Origin of the sequence: Methylibium sp., assembly GCF_035762065.1 — a bacterium.
Lineage (GTDB): Bacteria > Pseudomonadota > Gammaproteobacteria > Burkholderiales > Burkholderiaceae_C > Methylibium.
This window is the reverse complement of the sequence record NZ_DASTPW010000003.1, coordinates 47,376-65,597: the sequence shown is the minus strand read 5'-3', so window position 1 is coordinate 65,597 and position 18,222 is coordinate 47,376. Positions and strand designations below refer to the sequence as shown.

At 71.5% G+C, this 18,222-nt stretch carries 16 protein-coding genes and 3 tRNA genes; 7 read left to right on the top strand and 12 right to left on the bottom strand.

The window, feature by feature from the left end:
* A partial coding sequence (locus tag VFR90_RS01930; protein ID WP_326404270.1) for a phosphomannomutase/phosphoglucomutase occupies positions 1–1,373 on the bottom strand: 1,373 nt, incomplete at its 3' end.
* A 188-nt stretch (positions 1,374–1,561) separates the two neighbouring features.
* Here VFR90_RS01930 and VFR90_RS01925 point away from each other — a divergent pair.
* The 7 genes from VFR90_RS01925 to VFR90_RS01895 all read left to right on the top strand — a co-directional run bounded on the left by VFR90_RS01925 (position 1,562) and on the right by VFR90_RS01895 (position 9,487).
* Positions 1,562–3,061 (top strand): Ada metal-binding domain-containing protein, encoded by a 1,500-nt coding sequence (locus VFR90_RS01925; protein WP_326404269.1) that lies wholly within the window; start codon positions 1,562–1,564, stop codon positions 3,059–3,061.
* Positions 3,058–3,606, top strand: a complete 549-nt coding sequence (locus VFR90_RS01920; RefSeq protein WP_326404268.1) for a methylated-DNA--[protein]-cysteine S-methyltransferase — start codon at positions 3,058–3,060, stop codon at positions 3,604–3,606. Before VFR90_RS01925 ends, VFR90_RS01920 begins: the two co-directional genes overlap by 4 nt.
* Positions 3,603–4,499, top strand: coding sequence for a DMT family transporter (locus VFR90_RS01915; RefSeq protein ID WP_326404271.1), 897 nt, complete (start codon positions 3,603–3,605; stop codon positions 4,497–4,499). Before VFR90_RS01920 ends, VFR90_RS01915 begins: the two co-directional genes overlap by 4 nt.
* A 102-nt stretch (positions 4,500–4,601) precedes the next feature.
* A complete protein-coding gene (locus VFR90_RS01910; RefSeq protein WP_326404267.1) occupies positions 4,602–5,846 on the top strand; it encodes a glycosyltransferase in 1,245 nt (414 codons plus the stop codon).
* Positions 5,833–7,011: a lycopene beta-cyclase CrtY gene (gene crtY / locus VFR90_RS01905; RefSeq protein ID WP_326404266.1), complete on the top strand. Its 1,179-nt coding sequence runs from the start codon at positions 5,833–5,835 to the stop codon at positions 7,009–7,011. Before VFR90_RS01910 ends, crtY begins: the two co-directional genes overlap by 14 nt.
* Positions 7,008–8,531 carry a phytoene desaturase gene (locus VFR90_RS01900; RefSeq protein WP_326404265.1) on the top strand — a complete coding sequence of 508 codons (1,524 nt, stop codon included), beginning with the start codon at positions 7,008–7,010 and terminating at the stop codon, positions 8,529–8,531. The genes crtY and VFR90_RS01900 overlap by 4 nt, the downstream gene beginning before the upstream one ends.
* Entirely contained in the window at positions 8,528–9,487 is a 960-nt protein-coding gene (locus VFR90_RS01895; RefSeq protein ID WP_326404264.1) for a phytoene/squalene synthase family protein, read from the top strand. The genes VFR90_RS01900 and VFR90_RS01895 overlap by 4 nt, the downstream gene beginning before the upstream one ends.
* Here the strand turns inward: VFR90_RS01895 and VFR90_RS01890 are convergent.
* The 11 genes from VFR90_RS01890 to folC form a co-directional block, all read right to left on the bottom strand.
* The gene (locus tag VFR90_RS01890; protein ID WP_326404263.1) at positions 9,484–10,248 is read right to left on the bottom strand and encodes a fatty acid desaturase; all 765 of its coding nucleotides are present in this window, start codon (positions 10,246–10,248) and stop codon (positions 9,484–9,486) included. The genes VFR90_RS01895 and VFR90_RS01890 overlap by 4 nt on opposite strands.
* Positions 10,245–10,736, bottom strand: a complete 492-nt coding sequence (locus VFR90_RS01885) for a sterol desaturase family protein (RefSeq protein ID WP_326404262.1) — start codon at positions 10,734–10,736, stop codon at positions 10,245–10,247. Before VFR90_RS01885 ends, VFR90_RS01890 begins: the two co-directional genes overlap by 4 nt.
* Positions 10,737–10,945: 209 nt before the next feature.
* Positions 10,946–11,022, bottom strand: a tRNA-Asp gene (locus tag VFR90_RS01880).
* Between the two features lie 5 nt (positions 11,023–11,027).
* A tRNA-Glu gene (locus VFR90_RS01875) sits at positions 11,028–11,103 on the bottom strand.
* A gap of 44 nt (positions 11,104–11,147) precedes the next feature.
* A tRNA-Ala gene (locus tag VFR90_RS01870) sits at positions 11,148–11,223 on the bottom strand.
* A 68-nt stretch (positions 11,224–11,291) separates the two neighbouring features.
* Positions 11,292–12,725 carry a glutamate--tRNA ligase gene (gltX, locus tag VFR90_RS01865; protein WP_326404261.1) on the bottom strand — a complete coding sequence of 478 codons (1,434 nt, stop codon included), beginning with the start codon at positions 12,723–12,725 and terminating at the stop codon, positions 11,292–11,294.
* Complete coding sequence (locus VFR90_RS01860) at positions 12,722–13,966, bottom strand: O-succinylhomoserine sulfhydrylase (protein ID WP_326404260.1); 1,245 nt, start codon at positions 13,964–13,966, stop codon at positions 12,722–12,724. Before VFR90_RS01860 ends, gltX begins: the two co-directional genes overlap by 4 nt.
* The gene (purF, locus tag VFR90_RS01855) at positions 13,966–15,495 is read right to left on the bottom strand and encodes an amidophosphoribosyltransferase (RefSeq protein ID WP_326404259.1); all 1,530 of its coding nucleotides are present in this window, start codon (positions 15,493–15,495) and stop codon (positions 13,966–13,968) included. The genes VFR90_RS01860 and purF overlap by 1 nt, the downstream gene beginning before the upstream one ends.
* A 43-nt stretch (positions 15,496–15,538) precedes the next feature.
* Complete coding sequence (locus VFR90_RS01850; RefSeq protein ID WP_326404258.1) at positions 15,539–16,051, bottom strand: CvpA family protein; 513 nt, start codon at positions 16,049–16,051, stop codon at positions 15,539–15,541.
* Complete coding sequence (locus VFR90_RS01845) at positions 16,048–16,812, bottom strand: SPOR domain-containing protein (RefSeq protein ID WP_326404257.1); 765 nt, start codon at positions 16,810–16,812, stop codon at positions 16,048–16,050. Before VFR90_RS01845 ends, VFR90_RS01850 begins: the two co-directional genes overlap by 4 nt.
* 39 nt (positions 16,813–16,851) lie before the next feature.
* Positions 16,852–18,171, bottom strand: a complete 1,320-nt coding sequence (gene folC / locus VFR90_RS01840) for a bifunctional tetrahydrofolate synthase/dihydrofolate synthase (RefSeq protein WP_326404256.1) — start codon at positions 18,169–18,171, stop codon at positions 16,852–16,854.
* Positions 18,172–18,222: the final 51 nt, after the last annotated feature.

The following is an 18,222-nucleotide window of genomic DNA, read 5'->3' as shown; positions in this document are numbered from 1 at the left end:
GGCTTCACCGCCCGCAGCGCCGCCATGAAGTCGTTCTCGATCCGGTGCAGCGCCGCTTCGGTGTGGCCTTCGAAGCGCAGCACCAGCACCGGCGTCGTGTTGCTGCCGCGGATCAGGCCGAAGCCGTCGGCGTAGTCGACGCGCACGCCATCGATCGTGCCGACTTCGCCGCCGTCGAAGGCGAGCCGCCCGTCGGCCACGCGGGCCTGAAGCTCGGCGACCACCTTGTGATGCTCGCCCTCGGCGCAAGGCACGTTGAGCTCGGGCGTCGAGAAGCTGGTCGGCAGCGCGTTGAGCACCGCGCTCGGGTCGGCGCTGCGCGAGAGGATCTCGAGCAGCCGGGCCGCGGTGTAGGTGGCGTCGTCGAAGCCGTACCAGCGCTCGCCGAAGAAGATGTGGCCGCTCATCTCGCCGGCGATCGGTGCCTTCATTTCCTTCAGCTTGGCCTTGATCAGCGAGTGGCCGGTCTTCCACATGGTCGGCGCGCCGCCGGCCTCGCGGATCGCCTCGACCAGCCGCTGGCTGCACTTCACGTCGTAGATCACCGGCGCGCCGGGATGGCGCTGCAGGATGTCGCGCGCATAGAGCATCAACTGGCGGTCGGGGAAGATGTTCTGCCCGTCGGCGGTGATGACGCCGAGGCGGTCGCCGTCGCCGTCGAAGGCGAGGCCGAGTTCGGCGCCGGTCCGCTGCACCGTGCGGATCAGGTCGACCAGGTTCTCCGGCTTCGACGGATCGGGGTGGTGGTTCGGGAAGTCGCCGTCGACCTCCGAGTACAGCTCGATCACCTCGCAGCCGAGCGCGCGGAGGATGCCGGGCGCCGACGCTCCGGGAATCCCGTTGCCGGAGTCGACGACGATCTTCATCGGCCGCGCGAGCTTGCAGTCGCCGACGATGCGCGCGCGGTACTCGTCGAGCACGTCCATCGCGCCGGCGCGGCCGCGGCGCTTGGCGTAGTCCTCGTTCTGGATGCGGCGCTTGAGGCCCTGGATCTCGTCGCCGTAGATGGCGCGGCCGGCCAGCACCATCTTGAAGCCGTTGTAGTCCTTCGGGTTGTGGCTGCCGGTCACCTGGATGCCGCTGCGGCAGCCGTGCGCGCTGCGCGTGGCCGCGACGTAATACAGCATCGGCGTCGTCACGGGCCCGAGGTCCACCACGTCGAGCCCGGTCGATTGCAGCCCGCGCACCAGCGCCGCGACCAGCCCCGGCCCGGATAGCCGCCCGTCGCGGCCGACCGCGACCGCCTTCTCGCCCTGCGCGACGGCCTCGGTGCCGAAGGCGCGGCCCAGGTGCTCGGCGAAGGTTTCGTCGATGGTCGTGCCGACGATGCCGCGGATGTCGTAAGCCTTGAAGATCGAATCGGCGACTTGCATGCGTGAGTCCTGTGCTTGAGTGGCGGGCCGGCACGGATTATGGGAAGCCGCATCGACGCGGCCGGATCTGGGCTCGATGCGCGGCGCAGCGGGACCGTTGCGCTCGACGCGCGGGGCGGTCTCGTGCGGCTCGAGGCACAGGTCCGAAAACGGCGAGTCCCGGCCGGGCCGGCGCCTACCATGGCTGCATGTCGGCCCTGCCCCTGCCCGCAGCCTCCACGTCGATCGACGACGACACCGCATACCGCGCCTGGCTCGAACGCGACGCGAGCTATGACGGGCGGCTGTTCGCCGGCGTCACCTCGACCGGCATCTATTGCCGCCCGGTGTGCCGCGTGCGCATGCCGCGGCGCTCGAACCTGCGCTTCTTCGCCAATGCGGCGAGTGCACAGCAGGCGGGCTTCCGGCCCTGCCTGCGCTGCCGGCCGGAGCTGGCGCCGGGGCTGTCGCTGGTCGATTCGCCGCAGGTGCTCGCCGCCCACGCGGCGCGGATGCTCGAGCACGCGGCGCGCAGCGGGCTCGACCTGCAGCTGCCCGACATCGCCGCGAAGCTCGGCGTCACCGACCGCCACCTGCGCCGCATCTTCGTCGCCGCCCACGGCGTGACGCCGATCGACTACTGGACCAACCAGCGCCTGCTGCTCGCCAAGCAGTTGCTGACCGACACCACCCTGCCGGTCACGCAGATCGCCTTGCAATGCGGCTTCGCGAGCCAGCGGCGCTTCAATGCCGCGTTCGCCGCGCATTGCCGGATGAGCCCGAGCCGGCTGCGCCTGGCCGGGCGCACGGCCGCGGCGGGTGCGCAGGCCGCGACCCGCCTCGTGCTCGCCTACCGGCCGCCCTACGACATCGATTCGCTGATGCGCTTCGCCGCGGCACGCGCGATCGAAGGCGTCGAGACGATCGACGGCCCGCTGTCGATGCGCCGCACGCTGCGCATCGCCGATGCGCGCGCGCCCGGCGGACAGCACGCCGGCTGGATCGCGCTGCGCTTCCTGCCCGCGGCGCACCGCGTCGAACTCGCGCTTGCGCCGAGCCTGGAGCCGGCGCTCGCCCGAGTGCTCGACGTCGTGCGGCAGGCGCTCGACCTCGACGCCGACCCCTCGCGCATCGACCCGGTGCTCGCGCGTCTGCCCTGCGCGCCGCGCGAGGGCTTGCGCCTGCCCGGGGGCTTCGACGGCTTCGAGACCGCGATGCGCGTGATCCTCGGCCAGCAGGTCACCGTCAAGGGCGCGCGCACGCTGGCGCGGCGGCTGGTCGAGCGCTTCGGCGCGCCGCTCGCGACGCCGTTCGACGACCTGCACCGGCTCTTCCCCGACGCCGCGACGCTCGCGGCCGCGCGGCCCGCCGACATCGGCACGCTGGGCATCGTGCGCCAGCGCGTCGGCGCGATCCAGGCGCTGGCGCGCGCCGTCGCCGACGGCCGGCTCGCGCTGCACCGCGGCGCGCCGCTGCAGGCGACGCTCGATGCACTGCGCGCGATGCCCGGCATCGGCGAATGGACGGTGCAGGTGATCGCGATGCGCGCGCTCGCCTGGCCCGACGCCTGGCCCGCCACCGACATCGGCCTGCACAACGCGCTCGGCTCACGGGACGCGAAGCACGTCACCGCGCTCGCCGAAGCCTGGCGCCCCTGGCGCGCCTACGCGGTGATGCGGCTGTGGCACCACCTGGAGAACGCAACATGAACCTGCACATCACCCTGGCGAGCGGCCCTGCGCCGAGCCTGGCCCCTGCGCGCGGCGCGTGGCCGCTGGTCGCGCAGGGGCGTGGCGACACGCCGCTCGGCCCTGTCACGCTCGCCGCCACCGAACAAGGCCTGGCCGGCCTGTGGTTCGACCGCCAGAAGCACCACCCCGGCCCGCTCGATGCGCCGGTCGATGCGAACCAGCGCTGGATCGCGCAGACGCTCGCCGAACTCGCCGCCTACTGGCGCGACGGCCGTGCGCGCTTCGCGGTGCCGCTGGATCCGCGCGGCACGCCCTTCCAGCAGGCGGTGTGGCAGGCGCTGCGGCGCATCGAACACGGCGCGACGGCGAGCTACGGCGCGATCGCCGCGCAACTGGGCCGCGCGGGCGCGGTGCGCGCGGTCGGCGCGGCGGTCGGCCGCAATCCGATCTCCGTGATCGTGCCCTGCCACCGCGTGATCGGCTCGGCCGGCGCACTGACCGGCTATGCCGGCGGGCTCGAACGCAAGCTGGAGCTGCTGCGGCTCGAAGGGGTGCTGCGCTGAAGCCGCGCGATGGCGGCGAGCTGGTCGCGCTCGCGGCGCTGTGGGGCGCTTCCTTCCTGTTCATGCGCGTCGGCGCGGGCGAGTTCGGCGCCGTCGCGCTCGCCGGCCTGCGCGTGATCGGCGCGGCGCTGTTCCTGCTGCCCTTGCTGGCCGCGCGCGGGCAGCTCGGCGCGCTGCGCGAGCACGCCGGCACGATCATGGTCGTCGGCATCGCCAACTCGGCGCTGCCCTTCCTCGCCTACAGCTATGCGGCGCTGTCGATCACCGCGGGGCTGTCGTCGATTTTCAACGCGACCACGCCGCTGTGGGGCGCGGCGATCGCGTGGTGGTGGCTCGGCGACCGGCCGACGCGCTCGCGCATGCTCGGGCTCGCGCTGGGCTTCGCCGGCGTGATGGGCCTGGCCTGGGACAAGGCGAGCTTCAAGCCCGGCGCCGACGCGGCCGGCTGGGCGGTGCTCGCCTGCCTCGCGGCCACGCTGCTGTACGGCTGGTCGGCCAACTACACGCGCAAGCGGCTTGCCGGCGTGCCGCCGCTGGCACTGGCCACCGGCAGCCAGCTCTCGGCCGCGCTGTGCCTGGCGCTGCCGACCTGGTGGTGGTGGCCGGCGGTGCTGCCGTCGGCCCGAAGCTGGCTCGCGCTCGTGCTGCTGTCGGTCGCCAGCACCGGCATGGCCTACCTGCTGTATTTCCGGTTGATCGCGCGGCTCGGACCGGCGCGGGCACTGACCGTGACCTACCTGATCCCGGTCTTCGCGGTGCTCTGGGGCTGGCTGCTGCTCGAAGAAGCACTGACCGGCGCGATGCTCGTCGGCGGCGCGGTGATCCTGCTGGGCACCTCGCTCGCGACGGGCCTGCTGAAGCTGCCGCCGGCGCGGCCGAAGCGCTCGCGCTGAGCACCGCTTCGGGGCCCGGGGCGGCGCCGGCGCCGCCCCGGCGCAAGGCTCGGGAATGCGCCTTGCCGACGCTCCGCACGCTTCGTGCCCCAAGCAGTCGTCATGCACCTGGCCCTCTTCTGTCCTCCGTACGCCGGACACCTGAACCCGATGTTCGCGCTCGGATCGGCGCTGCAGCGGCGCGGGCACCGCGTCACGTTCGTCGCGATCGACGATGCCGCGGCGTCCATCGAGGCGGCCGGCTTCGGCTGCGAGCGGGTCGGCGCGCACAGCCATCCGCGCGGCACGCTGGCACGGCTCGAACGCGCGTTGACGTCGTTGCGCGGCGTCTACGGCATCCGCAAGGTGATCGCCGACGTGGCCGGCATGACCGACATGCTGTGCCGCGACGCGCCCGCGGTGCTGCGGCGGATCGAGCCGGCCGGCATCGTCTGCGATCAGCTCGAGCCCGCGGGCGGGCTGCTCGCCCGGCGCTTCGGCCTGCCGCAGGTGTCGGTCGCCAACGCGCTGATGCTGAACCGCGAGCCCTACGTGCCGCCGCCGTTCACCGACTGGGACTACCGGCGCACGCGCTGGGCGCGCGAACGCAACCTCGGCGGCTACCGGGTCAGCGACTGGCTGATGGGCCGCGTCTCGGCGGTGCTTGCGCACTGGTCCGCGGCGTTCGGCCTGCCGCTCGCCACGCGCACCGAGCAGTGCCTTTCGGCGCGGCAGATCGGGCAACTGTCGAGCGCGCTCGACTTCCCGCGCGAAGACCTGCCCGAAGGCTTCGCCTACACCGGGCCGCTGCGTGCCGCTGCGGAAGACGAGCCACCGTGGACGCCGCCGGCCGGTACGCGCGGGCCGCTCGCCTTCGTGAGCCTCGGCAGCCTGCAGGGCGGGCGCTTCGCGCTGATCGCGCGGATCACGCAGGCGTGTCGCGAACTCGGGCTGACCGCGGTGGTCGCGCACAACGGGCGCCTGAGCGACGCGCAAGCCGCCGCGCTGCCGGGCGCGCCGATCGTCGCGCGCCACCTGCCGCAGCGGCGCGTGATCGCGCGGTGCGAACTGGTGGTGACGCACGGCGGCATGAACACCGTGCTCGACGCGCTGGCGCTCGGCGTGCCGCTGGTGCTGGTGCCTCTGGCGATGGAGCAGGGCGCGATCGCGCGTCGCGTCGTGCGCGCGGGCGCGGGCGCACGCCTGCAGGGCCGCTCCACCAGCGTCGCGGCGCTGCGCCGGCCGATGCAGCGCGTGCTGCACGACGCCGCGTTCCGCTCGCGCGCGCGGGACATCGCGGCCTCGCTGACGGCCGCCGGCGGCGCGCCGCGCGCGGCCGAACTGGTGGAGCGCCATGCCCTCCATTGAGCCCGCGCGCCACGACCTCGTGCTCGCCGGCGGCGGGCTCGCCAACGGGCTGATCGCCTGGCGGCTGCGCGAGACGCGCCCGCAGCTGCGCGTGCTGGTGCTGGAGAGCGGCCCGTCGCTCGGCGGCAACCACACCTGGTCCTTCCACGACGGCGATCTCGACGCCGACCAGCGCGTCTGGATGCAGCCCTTCGTCGTGCACCACTGGCCGCATCACGCGGTGATGTTCAAGACGCGCTCGCGCCGCCTGCACGGCGGCTACAACTCGATCACCTCGCAGCGCTTCCACGCGGTGCTGATGGCGAGGCTCGGCGATGCGGTGCGGCTGGGCACCGCGCTCGACGAGGTCGCGCCGACGCACGTGCGCACCGGCGCCGGCGAACGCATCGACGCCGCGGCGGTGATCGACGGTCGGGGCTTCCGGCCGAGCCCGCACCTGCAGCTGCGGCACCAGAAGTTCGTCGGCCTCGAGGTCCGGCTGGCGGCGCCGCACGGACTGGCCGGCCCGACCATCATGGACGCGCGGGTGCCGCAGTTCGACGGCTACCGCTTCGTCTACGTGCTGCCGCTCGCGGCCGACCGGCTGCTCATCGAGGACACCTACTACGCCGACACCGCCGCGCTCGACGCGGCCGCTCTGCGCGAGCGCGCGCTCGGCTATGCCGAAGCGCAAGGCTGGCGCGTCGCCGAGACGCTGCGCGAGGAACACGGCGTGCTGCCCATCGCGATCGACGGCGACATCGATGCGTTCTGGCGCGCGACGAACGGCCAGCCGTGCAGCGGCCTGCGCGCCGGGCTGTTCCACCCGACCACCGGCTATTCGCTGCCGCAGGCGATCCGCTTCGCCGACTTCATCGCGCGCCAGAGCGCGCTGGATGCCGCGAGCCTCGCGCAGGCGATCGAACGTCATGCGCGCGCGACATGGCGCTCGCAGGCCTTCTTCCGGATGCTCAACCGGCTGCTGTTCCTCGCCGGGCAGGCCGACACGCGCCATCAGGTGCTCGCGCACTTCTACCGCCTGCCCGAGCGGCTGGTCGGCCGCTTCTACAGCGAGCGCCTGTCGATCGCGGACAAGCTGCGCATCGTCACCGGCCGCCCGCCGGTGCCGGTGAGCGCGGCGCTGAAGGTGATGCTGCCGCCGCGGCTGCTGGAGCGCATGACATGAAGCGCGACGGGCTGCGCAGCGCCGCCGTGATCGGCGCCGGCATCGGCGGCCTCGCGCTGGCGATCCGGCTGCAGGCCGGCGGCATCGCGACCACGCTGTTCGAGAAGCGCGACAAGCCGGGCGGGCGCGCCTACGTCTACGAGGACCAGGGCTTCGTCTTCGACGCGGGGCCGACCGTGATCACCGACCCGGGCGCGATCGAGGCGCTGTTCACACTCGCGGGCCGGCGCATGAGCGACTACGTCGAGCTGCTGCCCGTCGCGCCGCTGTACCGGCTGTGCTGGGAGGACGGCGACAGCTTTGACTACGTCAACGACCAGGCCGAGCTCGAACGGCAGATCGCGCTGCGCTCGCAGCGCGACGTCGAAGGCTACCGGCGCTTCCTCGCGTTCGCGCGGCAGGCGTTCCAGCACGGCTATGTCGAGCTCGGCGCCGTGCCGTTTCTCTCGTGGCGCGACATGGCCCGCGCGGCGCCGCAGATCATGCGGCTGGGCGCGTGGCGCAGCGTGTACGACGCGGTGGCGAGCTTCATCGGCGACGAGCGGCTGCGCCAGGCGTTCTCGTTCCATTCGCTGCTCGTCGGCGGCAACCCCTTCCAGGCCTCGGCGATCTACTCGCTGATCCATGCGCTCGAGCGCGAGTGGGGCGTGTGGTTCGCGCGCGGCGGCACCGGCGCGCTGATCCGCGCGCTGGCGCGGCTGTTCGAGGATCTCGGCGGCACGCTGAAGCTGAACGCCGCCTGCGACGCGATCGCGGTGGAAGGCCAGCGCGCCAGCGGCGTGCGCGAGCGCGGCGGCGCGCTGCTGCCCTTCGATGCGGTGGCTTCCAACGCCGACGTCGTGCACACCTACGCGCAGCTGCTGCGCGATCACCCGCGCGGGCGCGACGAAGGCCGGCGGCTCAGCGGCAAGCGCTTCAGCATGTCGCTGTTCGTCGTGCACTTCGGGTTGCGCGGCGCGCATCCGCAACTGCGCCACCACACCGTGTGCTTCGGCGAGCGCTACCGCGAGCTGCTCAAGGAAGTCTTCGGCGACTGTGCGCAGCGGCTGCCGGCCGACTTCTCGCTGTACCTGCATGCACCGAGCGTCACCGACCCTTCGCTCGCGCCGCCCGGGCACAGCGCCTACTACGTGCTCGCGCCGGTGCCGCACCTGGGCCACGCGGCGATCGACTGGGAAAGCGAGGCGCCGCGTTACCGCGACCGCATCCTCGACTACCTCGAGAAGCACTACATGCCGGGCCTGCGCGCCGACCTGGTGACCTGCCGCACGTTCTCGCCGCAAGACTTCCGCAGCGAGCTCAACGCGCATCTGGGCTCCGCCTTCTCGCTCGAGCCGCTGCTGAGCCAGAGCGCGCTGTTCCGGCCGCACAACCGCGATGCGCAGATCGCAAACCTCTACCTGGTCGGCGCCGGCACCCACCCGGGCGCGGGCATCCCCGGCGTGCTTGCATCGGCAAAGGCGACGGCCGGCCTGATGCTCGGCGACGCGCTGGTGCCCGCGCCGTTCGCGACGGCATGAGGGCGACGGACCCGGTCGAACGCTATGCGACGCAGGCGATCGCCGGCGGCTCGAAGAGCTTCGCGTCGGCCGCGCGTCTTTTCGACCGCCGCACCCGCCGCAGCGTGACGCTGCTTTACGCCTGGTGCCGCCACTGCGACGACGTGGTCGACGGTCAGGTGCTCGGCCACGGCCAGTCGATGCAGGACCCGCGGGACGCCGATCGCCGTGTCGATGCGCTGGCCGAACAGACCGAAGGCGCGCTGCGCGGCACGCCGGGCGCCGCGCCGCCTTTCGTCGCGCTCGCCGAGGTCGTGCGCCTGCACGGCATCCCGCCGCGCCTGCCGCTTGAGCACCTTTCCGGCTTCCGCATGGACGCGCAGGGCCGGCGCTACGACACGCTGGCCGACACGCTTGACTACTGCTACCGCGTGGCGGGCGTCGTCGGCGTGATGATGGCCTTGATCATGGGCCGGCGCGACGACGCGACGCTGGACCGCGCGGCCGATCTGGGGCTTGCCTTCCAGCTCACGAACATCGCGCGCGACGTGCTTGACGACCACGCCGCCGGCCGGCTCTACCTGCCGCGCGACTGGCTGGCGGAGGAGGCGGTCGGCGCGCACGAGGTCTCGGCGCCGCCGCAACGCGAGGCGGTGGCGCGGGTGGCGCAGCGGCTGGTGGGCGCGGCGGAGCCCTACTACCTCTCGGCTCGCAAGGGGATCGCGAGCCTGCCGCTTCGATCGGCCTGGGCGGTCGCGGCGGCGCACGGCCTGTATCGCGAGATCGGCCAGCAGGTGCGCGCCCGCGGCGCGGCGGCGTGGGACGAACGGGTCGCGACGAGCCGCCGGCGCAAGCTGCACCACCTGATCGCCGGCGGCTGCACGGCCGCGCTCGGCAAGAGCGGCCTGCGCGACGACGCGGCGGACCCGCGCGCGCAACGTCGCTGCTCGCTGTGGACGCGGCCTCCGACCTGCTAGGCCACGCCGCCCGTTTTGCCGCGAGCGCCAAAGGTGCGCCGCACGGCGGGCAGCCGCCACCACGGCGCATCCGGCCGCAGGTGGTGCTCGTGGTGGTAGCCGAAGTGGAAGCACGAAAGCAACGACGCGAGGTGGCCGTAGCCGCTGCTGCGCGCGCGGTGCTCGTCGATGAAGCGTTCGTGTTGCACGCGGTGCGGCAGCCAAGTGCCGAAGGCGAACAACTGCACTGAGGAAAGCAGCGCCGGCAGCGCCCAGAAGACCAGCGCGTTGAGCATCGGCGCGCGCAGCACGCCGACGATCAGCGCGAAGGAGACTGCAAGGCCCAGGACTTCGTGCCAGCCGAAGTAGCGGAACAGGAAGTGCCGGTACCAGGGCCAGAAGCGGCCGTCGTGCGGATGGAAGTCGGGATCGCCGTCGGTCCCCGGCGCGCGGTGGTGCGCGTGGTGGCCCGCCTCGAAGCGGCCGAGCGAGAAGCCCGCGTAGAGCGCGAATCCGAGCCGACCGACCGCGCGATTCAGCGGGCGCGAAGCCGGTGCCAGCGAGCCGTGGATTGCGTCGTGGCCCACGATGAACAGGCCGACGTCGAGCCAGCAGATGAAGGCGACGAGCACGGGCGCGGCCAGCAGGCCGGCGCCGGTCCATGCGTGCACGAACAGCGCGTAGTACTGCGTGGCCAGCCATGCACCGACGATCAGGGCCGCGAGACCCAGGCCGGCCGCGCTTTGCAGCCGGCGGTCGCGAACGCGCGCGTCGGCGGTCATCGCGCCGTCGGGTGTCGATCGCGCGAGCGCAGCCGCTCTGCGATCCGCTGCACCGGCGGCGCATACAGGAAGCCGAATGACACCGCGCCTTCGCGCACGCGCACGGCGTGATGCAGCCGGTGCGCCTGCCGCAGCCGGGCGAGGTAGCCGGTGCGCGGCGTCCACGCAACGGGCAGGCGCTGGTGGATCAGCATGTCGTGCAGCAGCGCATAGGCCAAGCCGTAGACCGTCATCCCCACGCCGACCCAATAGAGCGGCCACCAGAACGCGTCGCCGATGAAGAACAGTGCGACGGCCAGCGCGGCGAAGCACAGTGCGAAGAGATCGTTGCGCTCCCAGCGCACGCCCGGCCCGGAGTCGTGGTGCGATTGATGCCAGCCCCAGCCCGGCCCGTGCATCCAGTGCCGATGGACCAGGGTCGCGACGGCTTCCATCGCGACCGCCGTGGCGACGACGATGGCGAGACGGTGCAGGGACGATTCGATCATCGGTTGACCGCGCTCCGGCCATGGCCACGCCAGATGCGAGCACCCGAACGCAGCTTTCTGATGGCGTCGATGCGCATCGGCATGGCACTTCCGGACAGCTGGTACGGGTGCAGGCAAGCCGCGTACCGCGGGCTGAAAACGACGCTCGGGCGAAAGGCAGCCCGAAAGCACAACGGGTCAGCTCGAGGAGCTGACCCGTTGATTTGCGTTGGCGGAGCGGACGGGGCTCGAACCCGCGACCCCCGGCGTGACAGGCCGGTATTCTGACCAACTGAACTACCGCTCCAGGCTTGGCGTCCCCTAGGGGATTCGAACCCCTGTAATCACCGTGAAAGGGTGGTGTCCTGGGCCTCTAGACGAAGGGGACAGAACTTTCCTCCTTTGAACAACGCCACCGCCGCTGCCAGCTTGTGGTGGAGGTAAGCGGGATCGAACCGCTGACCTCTTGCATGCCATGCAAGCGCTCTCCCAGCTGAGCTATACCCCCGAGGCCTCACGACGAACCGCTTGTCGCGAACGGGTCACGCTGTTCAAACGAGACCGCGAGTATAGAGGCTAACGACGCTCACGCAATCGACTGAGCACCGTCTCGCGCGGGAACAGCGCGAGCACCGCATCGATCGACGGTGTTTGCGCACGGCCGCACACGAGCAAGCGCACCGGCAACGCGAGCGCGGGCATCTTCAGGCCCTGCTCGGCCAGGGTTGCCTTGAACGCCTGCTGGATCGAGCCGGCGTCCCAGGTCGCTTGCGCGAGCCGATCGGCCAGCGCATGCAAGGCGGATCGGATCGCGTCGGTGACGTGCTGCCGCAGCTCGGCCTCGCCGGGCTGCGGCTCGACGAAGAACATCGCGAGCCAGTCGGCGAGCTCGACCGTCGTCGCGCAGCGGTCCTTGAACAGCGCGCACATCGTCGCGAGGCGCTCGTCGGCCGGCGCCGCGATGCCCCTCGCTTGCAGCGCGACGTGCACCAGCGCCGCGAGCCGCGCATCGTCGGCCTGCTTCATGTGCTGCGAGGCGACCCAGCGCAGCTTGGCCTCGTCGTACTGCGCGGCGCTCTTGCCGAGATGGTCGAGGTCGAACCACGCGATCAGCTGCTCGCGCGTGAAGATCTCGTCGTCGCCATGGCTCCAGCCAAGCCGCGCGAGGTAGTTGACGACGGCCTCGGGCAGGAAGCCTTCGTCGCGGTAGGCGGTGACAGGCTTCGCGCCGTGGCGCTTGCTCATCTTCTCGCCGTGCTCGTTGAGCACCGTCGGCAGGTGCGCGTAGACCGGCGGCTCGTGGCCGAGCGCGCGCAGGATGTGGATCTGCCGCGGCGTGTTGTTCACGTGGTCGTCGCCGCGGATCACGTGGGTGATGCGCATCTCGATGTCGTCGACGACGACGCAGAAGTTGTAGGTCGGCGTGCCGATCGCGTTGAGCGGCTGGTCCTCGCCGGCCGGCCGCGCGATGACAAGGTCGTCGAGCTCCTCGTTGCTGAACTCGACGCGCCCCTTGACCTTGTCGTCCCAGCTCACGCTGCCACCGATCGGCGACTTGAAGCGGATCACGGGCCGCACGCCTTCGGGGATGGGCGGCAGCGTCTTGCCCGGCTCGGGACGCCAGGTGCCGTCGTAACGCGGCTTCTGCTTCGCGGCCATCTGCCGTTCGCGCAGCGCGTCGAGCTCGGCCTGGCTCATGTAGCAGCGGTAGGCGAGGCCCTGGTAGAGCATCTGCGCGACGACCTCGCGGTAGCGGTCCATGCGCTGCATCTGGAAGAACGGGCCCTCGTCGGGATCGAGCCCGAGCCAGCGCATGCCTTCAAGGATCACGTCGACGGCTTCCTGCGACGAGCGCTCGGTGTCGGTGTCCTCGATGCGCAGCACGAACACGCCGCCCTTCGCGCGCGCGAACGCCCAGGGGTAGAGCGCCGAGCGGATGTTGCCGAGGTGGATGAAGCCCGTGGGCGACGGTGCGAAGCGCGTGCGCACGGGCGCGGAAGCGGCAGTCATGCGTTCAAGGTGTCGAGGCCGCGCGCGAGATCGGCCGTGATGTCGTCGATGTGCTCGAGCCCGACCGCGACGCGGATCAGGCCCTGGCCGATGCCGGCCGCCTTTCGCTGCGCTTCGGTGAGCTTGCCGTGCGAGGTGGTCGCGGGATGCGTGAGCAGCGTCTTGGTGTCGCCGAGGTTGGTGCACAGCGACAGCACCCGCAGCGAATTCAAGACATGGAAGGCCCGCGCGCGCGCCTGCTCGGCGCCATCGGCCCGGACCTCGAACGACAGCACCGCACCGCCCAGGCCCGACATCTGGCGCATCGCGAGCGCGTGCTGCGGATGGCTCGGCAAGCCCGGGTAGTGCACGCGCGCCACGCCAGGCTGGCGCTCGAGCCACTGCGCGAGCGCGAGCGTGGCCGCGCTCTGCGCCTGGAGCCGCAAGCTCAGCGTCTCCAGGCCTTTGAGGACGACCCAGGCGTTGAACGGCGACAGCACCATGCCCGCGTTTTTCTGCACCGGCAGAAACTTCTCGCGCACCATGGCTTCGGGTGCGCACAGCGCGCCGGCCATCACGCGGCCCTGGCCGTCGAGGAACTTGGTGCCCGAGTGCATGACGATGTCGGCCCCGAGCTGCACCGGCCGCTGCAGGGCCGGCGTCGCGAAGCAGTTGTCCACGGCGAGCCAGGCGCCGGCCGCGTGCGCGATCTCGGCCAGCGCCGCGATGTCGCAGACCTCGGTCAGCGGGTTCGTCGGCGTCTCGGCGAACAGCAGCTTGGTGGTGGGGCGCACGGCGCTGCGCCAGGCGTCGATGTCCGTCTGCGCCACCATCGTCGACTCGACGCCGAAGCGCGCGAACTCGGTGCCGATGAGCTTGATCGTCGAGCCGAACATCGACTGCGAGAACACCACGTGGTCGCCCGATCGCAGCAGGCTGAAGCACATCAGCATGATGGCGGCCATGCCGGTGGCGGTGGCCATCGCGGCTTCGGTGCCCTCCATGGCGGCCAGCCGCATCTCGAGGCTCGTGACCGTCGGGTTGCCGGTGCGCGTGTAGGAATAGCCCTCCTCCTCGCCGGCGAAGCGACGCGCGGAGGTTTCGGCATCGGGCTGGACGTAGCCGCTCGTGAGGAACAGGGCCTCCGAGTTCTCGCCGTAGGCACTGGGCGGCAAGCCCTCGCGCACCGCGAGCGTGTCGAGCCGCAGGCCCGCCGGCAGCGCGGCGCGCCGCGACGGCTTGGCGTCCTTCGGCGCGGTCATCAGATCTCCAGCGTGGTCTGCAAGGCCAGGCGCGACACGGACTCGGCGTCCTCTTCGAGCTGCAGCGGCCGCTGCGCGGCGAGCGTCTCGAAGTCCTCGGCACTCACGTCGCCGGTGCAGTAGTAGCCGTCGAAGCACGAGGCCTCGAAGCCGTCGAGCTTGGTGTTCAGCACGCCGACCGCCTTCTTCATCGCGGTCACGTCCTGGTAGATCAGCGCATCCGCGCCGATGAACTCGCGGATGTCCTCGATGCTGCGGTCGTGCGCGATCAGCTCGCCCTTGGTCGGCATGTCGATGCCGTAGACGTTGGGGAAGCGCACCGGCGGCGCGGCCGAGGCCATGAACACCTTGCGGGCGCCGGCCTCGCGGGCCATCTGCACGATCTCCTTGCTGGTGGTGCCGCGCACGATCGAGTCGTCCACCAGCAGCACGTTGCGGCCCTTGAACTCGGACGAGATCGCGTTGAGCTTCTGCCGCACGCTCTTCATGCGCATGCCCTGCCCCGGCATGATGAAGGTGCGACCGACATAGCGGTTCTTCACAAAGCCCTCGCGGTAGGGCCGGCCGATCTTCTGCGCGAGCTGCATCGCCGAGGGCCGGCTCGATTCAGGGATCGGGATCACGACGTCGATCTCGCTCGGCGGCATCGTCGAGATCAGCCGCTGCGCCAGCGTTTCGCCCATGTTCAGGCGCGCCTGGTAGACGGAGATGCCGTCGATCACCGAGTCGGGCCGCGCCAGGTAGACGAACTCGAACACGCAGGGGTTGAGCTTGGGTGCGGCCGCGCACTGGCGCGCATGCACGTTGCCTTCGAGATCGATGAACACCGCCTCGCCCGGGGCCACGTCGCGCACGAAGCGGTGGCCGGTGCCCTCGAGCGCAACCGATTCGCTCGCGACCATCACCGTCTTGCCGGTGGGTGTCTCGGCTTCGCCGAGGCACAGCGGGCGGATGCCAAAGGGATCGCGGAACGCCAGCACGCCGTGGCCTGCGATCAGGCAGACGACCGCATACGAACCCTTCACGCGCCGATGCACGCCGGCGACCGACTTGAACACCTCGTTGGGCGTCAACGGGAGGTCGCGCGCGGTCTGCTCGAGCTCGTGCGCGAGCACGTTGAGCAGCACCTCGGTGTCGCTGTCGGTGTTCAGGTGGCGGCGGTCGATGCCGAACAGCTCGCGCTTCAGGGCATGGGCGTTGGTCAGGTTGCCGTTGTGCACCAGCACCAGGCCGAAAGGGGCGTTGACGTAGAAGGGCTGCGCCTCTTCCTCGCTGTAGGCGTTGCCCGCGGTCGGGTAACGCACCTGTCCCAGGCCGACGGTGCCCGTCAGCGCACGCATGTTCCGGGTGCGGAACACGTCGCGCACCATGCCGCGTGCCTTGTGCATGAAGAACTTGGTGCCGCGCGCGTCCGGGCCGGCGGTGACGATGCCGGCCGCGTCCTGTCCGCGGTGCTGCAGCAGCAGCAGCGCGTCGTAGATCAGCTGATTGACCGGCGCAGTGGAGATCACGCCGACGATGCCGCACATGGGACTGCTCCTGAGGGGGCGGCGTGAAGCCGTCAGGCCGACATCATGCCGGCAGATGCTTGACCACAGCGTCGGGCAGCCAGGGCCGCAGACCGGCGAGCACCGTCTGCATCGCCGCCGCGCCGTGAGACGTTCGCCAGTCGCGCGATTTGCCGAAGGGCGTGAGCTGCACGAGAGTGGCGATGACGACGCCGATCAGCACGCCGCGCAGCAGGCCGAAGACCGCGCCGAAAAGGCGGTCGAGGCCCGACAGCGGCGAGGCCTGCATCAGGCGCCGCAGCAGCGACGACAGCAGGCTCCAGACGATCAGCGCCAGCACGAACACGATCGCGAAGGCAGCGCCGAGCTGCAAGGCCGAGCCGGAGGCGCCGAACGGCAGTTGCGGCGCGAGCGCCGGCGCAAAGGCCTGTGCCGCGACGTAAGCCGCGACCCAACCCAGCAGCGACATCACTTCGAACAGCAGCCCGCGCCACAGGCCGACCACCGTCGAGAGCAGCAGCAAGGCCGCGAACGCGAGATCGACCCAGCCGACGCCGCCCAGGGCCGCGGAACTCACAGGCCCACCACGGCCGAGCTGATGCCGGCTTTCTTGATCTGCGCGGCGACCTTGTCGGCTTCGGCGCGGTCGTTGTAGGGGCCGACGCGAACGCGGATGCGCTTGCCGCTGCCGGTCTCGACCGATTGCACGTAAGTCTTGAAGCCGAGCTTCTCGACGCGGGACCGGGCCTCGCGCGCGGAATCGGCTTCGCTGAACGCGCCGACCTGCACGACGAACCGCGAGGCCGCCTCGCTCGCCGCTGCTTCGGTCTTGCTCGCCGCCGGCCGCGCGGTGGGCGTGCGGCCTTCGAGCGCAGCGCGCGCGCGGGCGGCTTCGGCCTCGCCCGTCCTCTTCGCGGCTGCGGCTGCGGCAGCGGCTTCGGCAGCCTTGTCCGCGACCTTGTCGGCCGGCTTCTCGACCACCGGCTCGGGCGCCGGCTTCGCCTCGACCCTCGAAGCCGCCGGCGGCGCCGGCTCGGGCACGGGCACAGGCACGGGCTCTGCGGGCGCGTCCCTGCGTGCGACCTTCGATGCGGCCGGTGCCGGCAGCGGCGCCACTGCGTCCTTGCTCGGGATCTCGATCGCGATGTCCACCGGCAGCGGCTTCGGGCCGCGGTCGAAGATCATCGGCAGGCCGACCACGCCGACGAGCACCAGCACCGCGGCGCCGATCAAGCGGCGCCGTGCACGCCGACGCTCCAGCTGCACCGTGGCCTCGTCCAGATCGACCCGGCGCGCGCCGGAGGCGGTTTTGCGCTGGAGGAACGAAGGCAGGCGCATGGGAGGCGAAGGGGGTGGCTTGAATCGCTCGTTGGACCTTCAGGCCGTGCGGCCGGCGCCTGCGGAGAGATGCTTGGCGCCCTGCTTCGGCAGCCCGTGCCGGAGGACGCCGCCGACGGTGAAGAACGATCCGAAGACCAGGATTCTATCGGCGGGGTCGGCTGCTTCGAGGGCCGCGGCGAGTGCCTCGCTCGGTGATGCGTGGGTGCTCGTCTCGCTCGCGATCGGCAGGTTCGGCACGGCGGCGATGCGGCGTGCGAGATCCTCCGCGTTCGCCGCGCGAGCGGTCGGCAAGCCGCAGCAGTACCAACGATCGACCAGCGGCGCGATGCGGGCGAGCATCGCGTCGATGTCCTTGTCGGCCATCGCGCCGAAGACCGCGTGGGTGCGCGGATAGAAACCCATCGCATCGAGGTTGTGCGCGAGCGCGGCGGTGGCGTGCGGGTTGTGCGCGACGTCGAGCACGAGCGTCGGCGTGCCGGGCACGATCTGGAAGCGCCCCGGCAGCTCGACCAGCGCGAAGCCGTTGCGCACCGCCTGCGCGGTGATCGGCAGTCGCGTGTGCATCGCTTCGAGCGCGGCGAGCACGCCGGCCGCGTTGAGCAGCTGGTTCGCTCCGCGCAGCGCCGGATACGCGAGTCCCGGATGCCGGCGCGCACGCCCGGCCCAGCCCCACTGCTGCTTGTCGCCGCCGACGTGGAAATCGATGCCCGCGAGGCGCAGATCGGCGCCGATCTCGCGGGCGTGCTCGATCAGGCTGGCCGGGGGCACCGGATCGCCGACGATCGCCGGCCGCCCGGCGCGCAGGATGCCGGCCTTTTCGCGTCCGATGGCCTCGCGGTCGTTGCCGAGCAGGCCGACGTGGTCGAGGTCGATGCTGGTGATGATCGAGCAGTCGGCGTCGATGACGTTGACCGCATCGAGCCGACCGCCGAGCCCGACTTCCAGCACCACCGCATCGAGCGTGCTCGCCGCGAGCAGCCGCAGGATCGCGAGCGTCGTGAACTCGAAGTAGGTCAGTGCGTCGCCCTCGCGTGCGGCCTCGACCGCTTCGAAGTGCGGCAGCAGCTCGGCCGCCTCGACGATCCGCCCGGCCAGTCGACAACGCTCCTCGAAGCGCACGAGATGCGGCGAGGTGTACACGCCGACCCGGTAGCCCGCCTGCTGCAGGATCGCTTCCAGCATCGCGCAGGTCGAGCCCTTGCCGTTGGTGCCGGCCACGGTGAACACCGGCGCGTCGAAGCGGATCGCCATGCGTTCGTGCACACGACGCACGCGCTCGAGCGTCAGGTCGATGCTGCGAAGGTGCAGGCGCTCGCAGTGGGCGAGCCAGTCGTCGAGGGTCGTCGGGGTGGGCATGCGCGCAAACGATGAGGGCGGCTCGCGCCGCCCCCGATCCGCAGCGTGAAC

Excerpts from the sequence above, each read along its gene's own strand:
- VFR90_RS01900 (WP_326404265.1), top strand. The coding sequence starts at position 7,008 with ATGAAGCGCGACGGGCTGCGCAGCGCCGCCGTGATCGGCGCCGGCATC.
- VFR90_RS01885 (WP_326404262.1), bottom strand. The coding sequence starts at position 10,736 with ATGATCGAATCGTCCCTGCACCGTCTCGCCATCGTCGTCGCCACGGCG.
- VFR90_RS01925 (WP_326404269.1), top strand. The coding sequence starts at position 1,562 with ATGTCGGCCCTGCCCCTGCCCGCAGCCTCCACGTCGATCGACGACGAC.
- purF (WP_326404259.1), bottom strand. The coding sequence starts at position 15,495 with ATGTGCGGCATCGTCGGCGTGATCTCCACTGCGCCGGTCAATCAGCTG.
- VFR90_RS01860 (WP_326404260.1), bottom strand. The coding sequence starts at position 13,966 with ATGACCGCGCCGAAGGACGCCAAGCCGTCGCGGCGCGCCGCGCTGCCG.
- gltX (WP_326404261.1), bottom strand. The coding sequence starts at position 12,725 with ATGACTGCCGCTTCCGCGCCCGTGCGCACGCGCTTCGCACCGTCGCCC.
- VFR90_RS01895 (WP_326404264.1), top strand. The coding sequence starts at position 8,528 with ATGAGGGCGACGGACCCGGTCGAACGCTATGCGACGCAGGCGATCGCC.
- VFR90_RS01890 (WP_326404263.1), bottom strand. The coding sequence starts at position 10,248 with ATGACCGCCGACGCGCGCGTTCGCGACCGCCGGCTGCAAAGCGCGGCC.
- VFR90_RS01910 (WP_326404267.1), top strand. The coding sequence starts at position 4,602 with ATGCACCTGGCCCTCTTCTGTCCTCCGTACGCCGGACACCTGAACCCG.
- folC (WP_326404256.1), bottom strand. The coding sequence starts at position 18,171 with ATGCCCACCCCGACGACCCTCGACGACTGGCTCGCCCACTGCGAGCGC.
- crtY (WP_326404266.1), top strand. The coding sequence starts at position 5,833 with ATGCCCTCCATTGAGCCCGCGCGCCACGACCTCGTGCTCGCCGGCGGC.
- VFR90_RS01920 (WP_326404268.1), top strand. The coding sequence starts at position 3,058 with ATGAACCTGCACATCACCCTGGCGAGCGGCCCTGCGCCGAGCCTGGCC.
- VFR90_RS01845 (WP_326404257.1), bottom strand. The coding sequence starts at position 16,812 with ATGCGCCTGCCTTCGTTCCTCCAGCGCAAAACCGCCTCCGGCGCGCGC.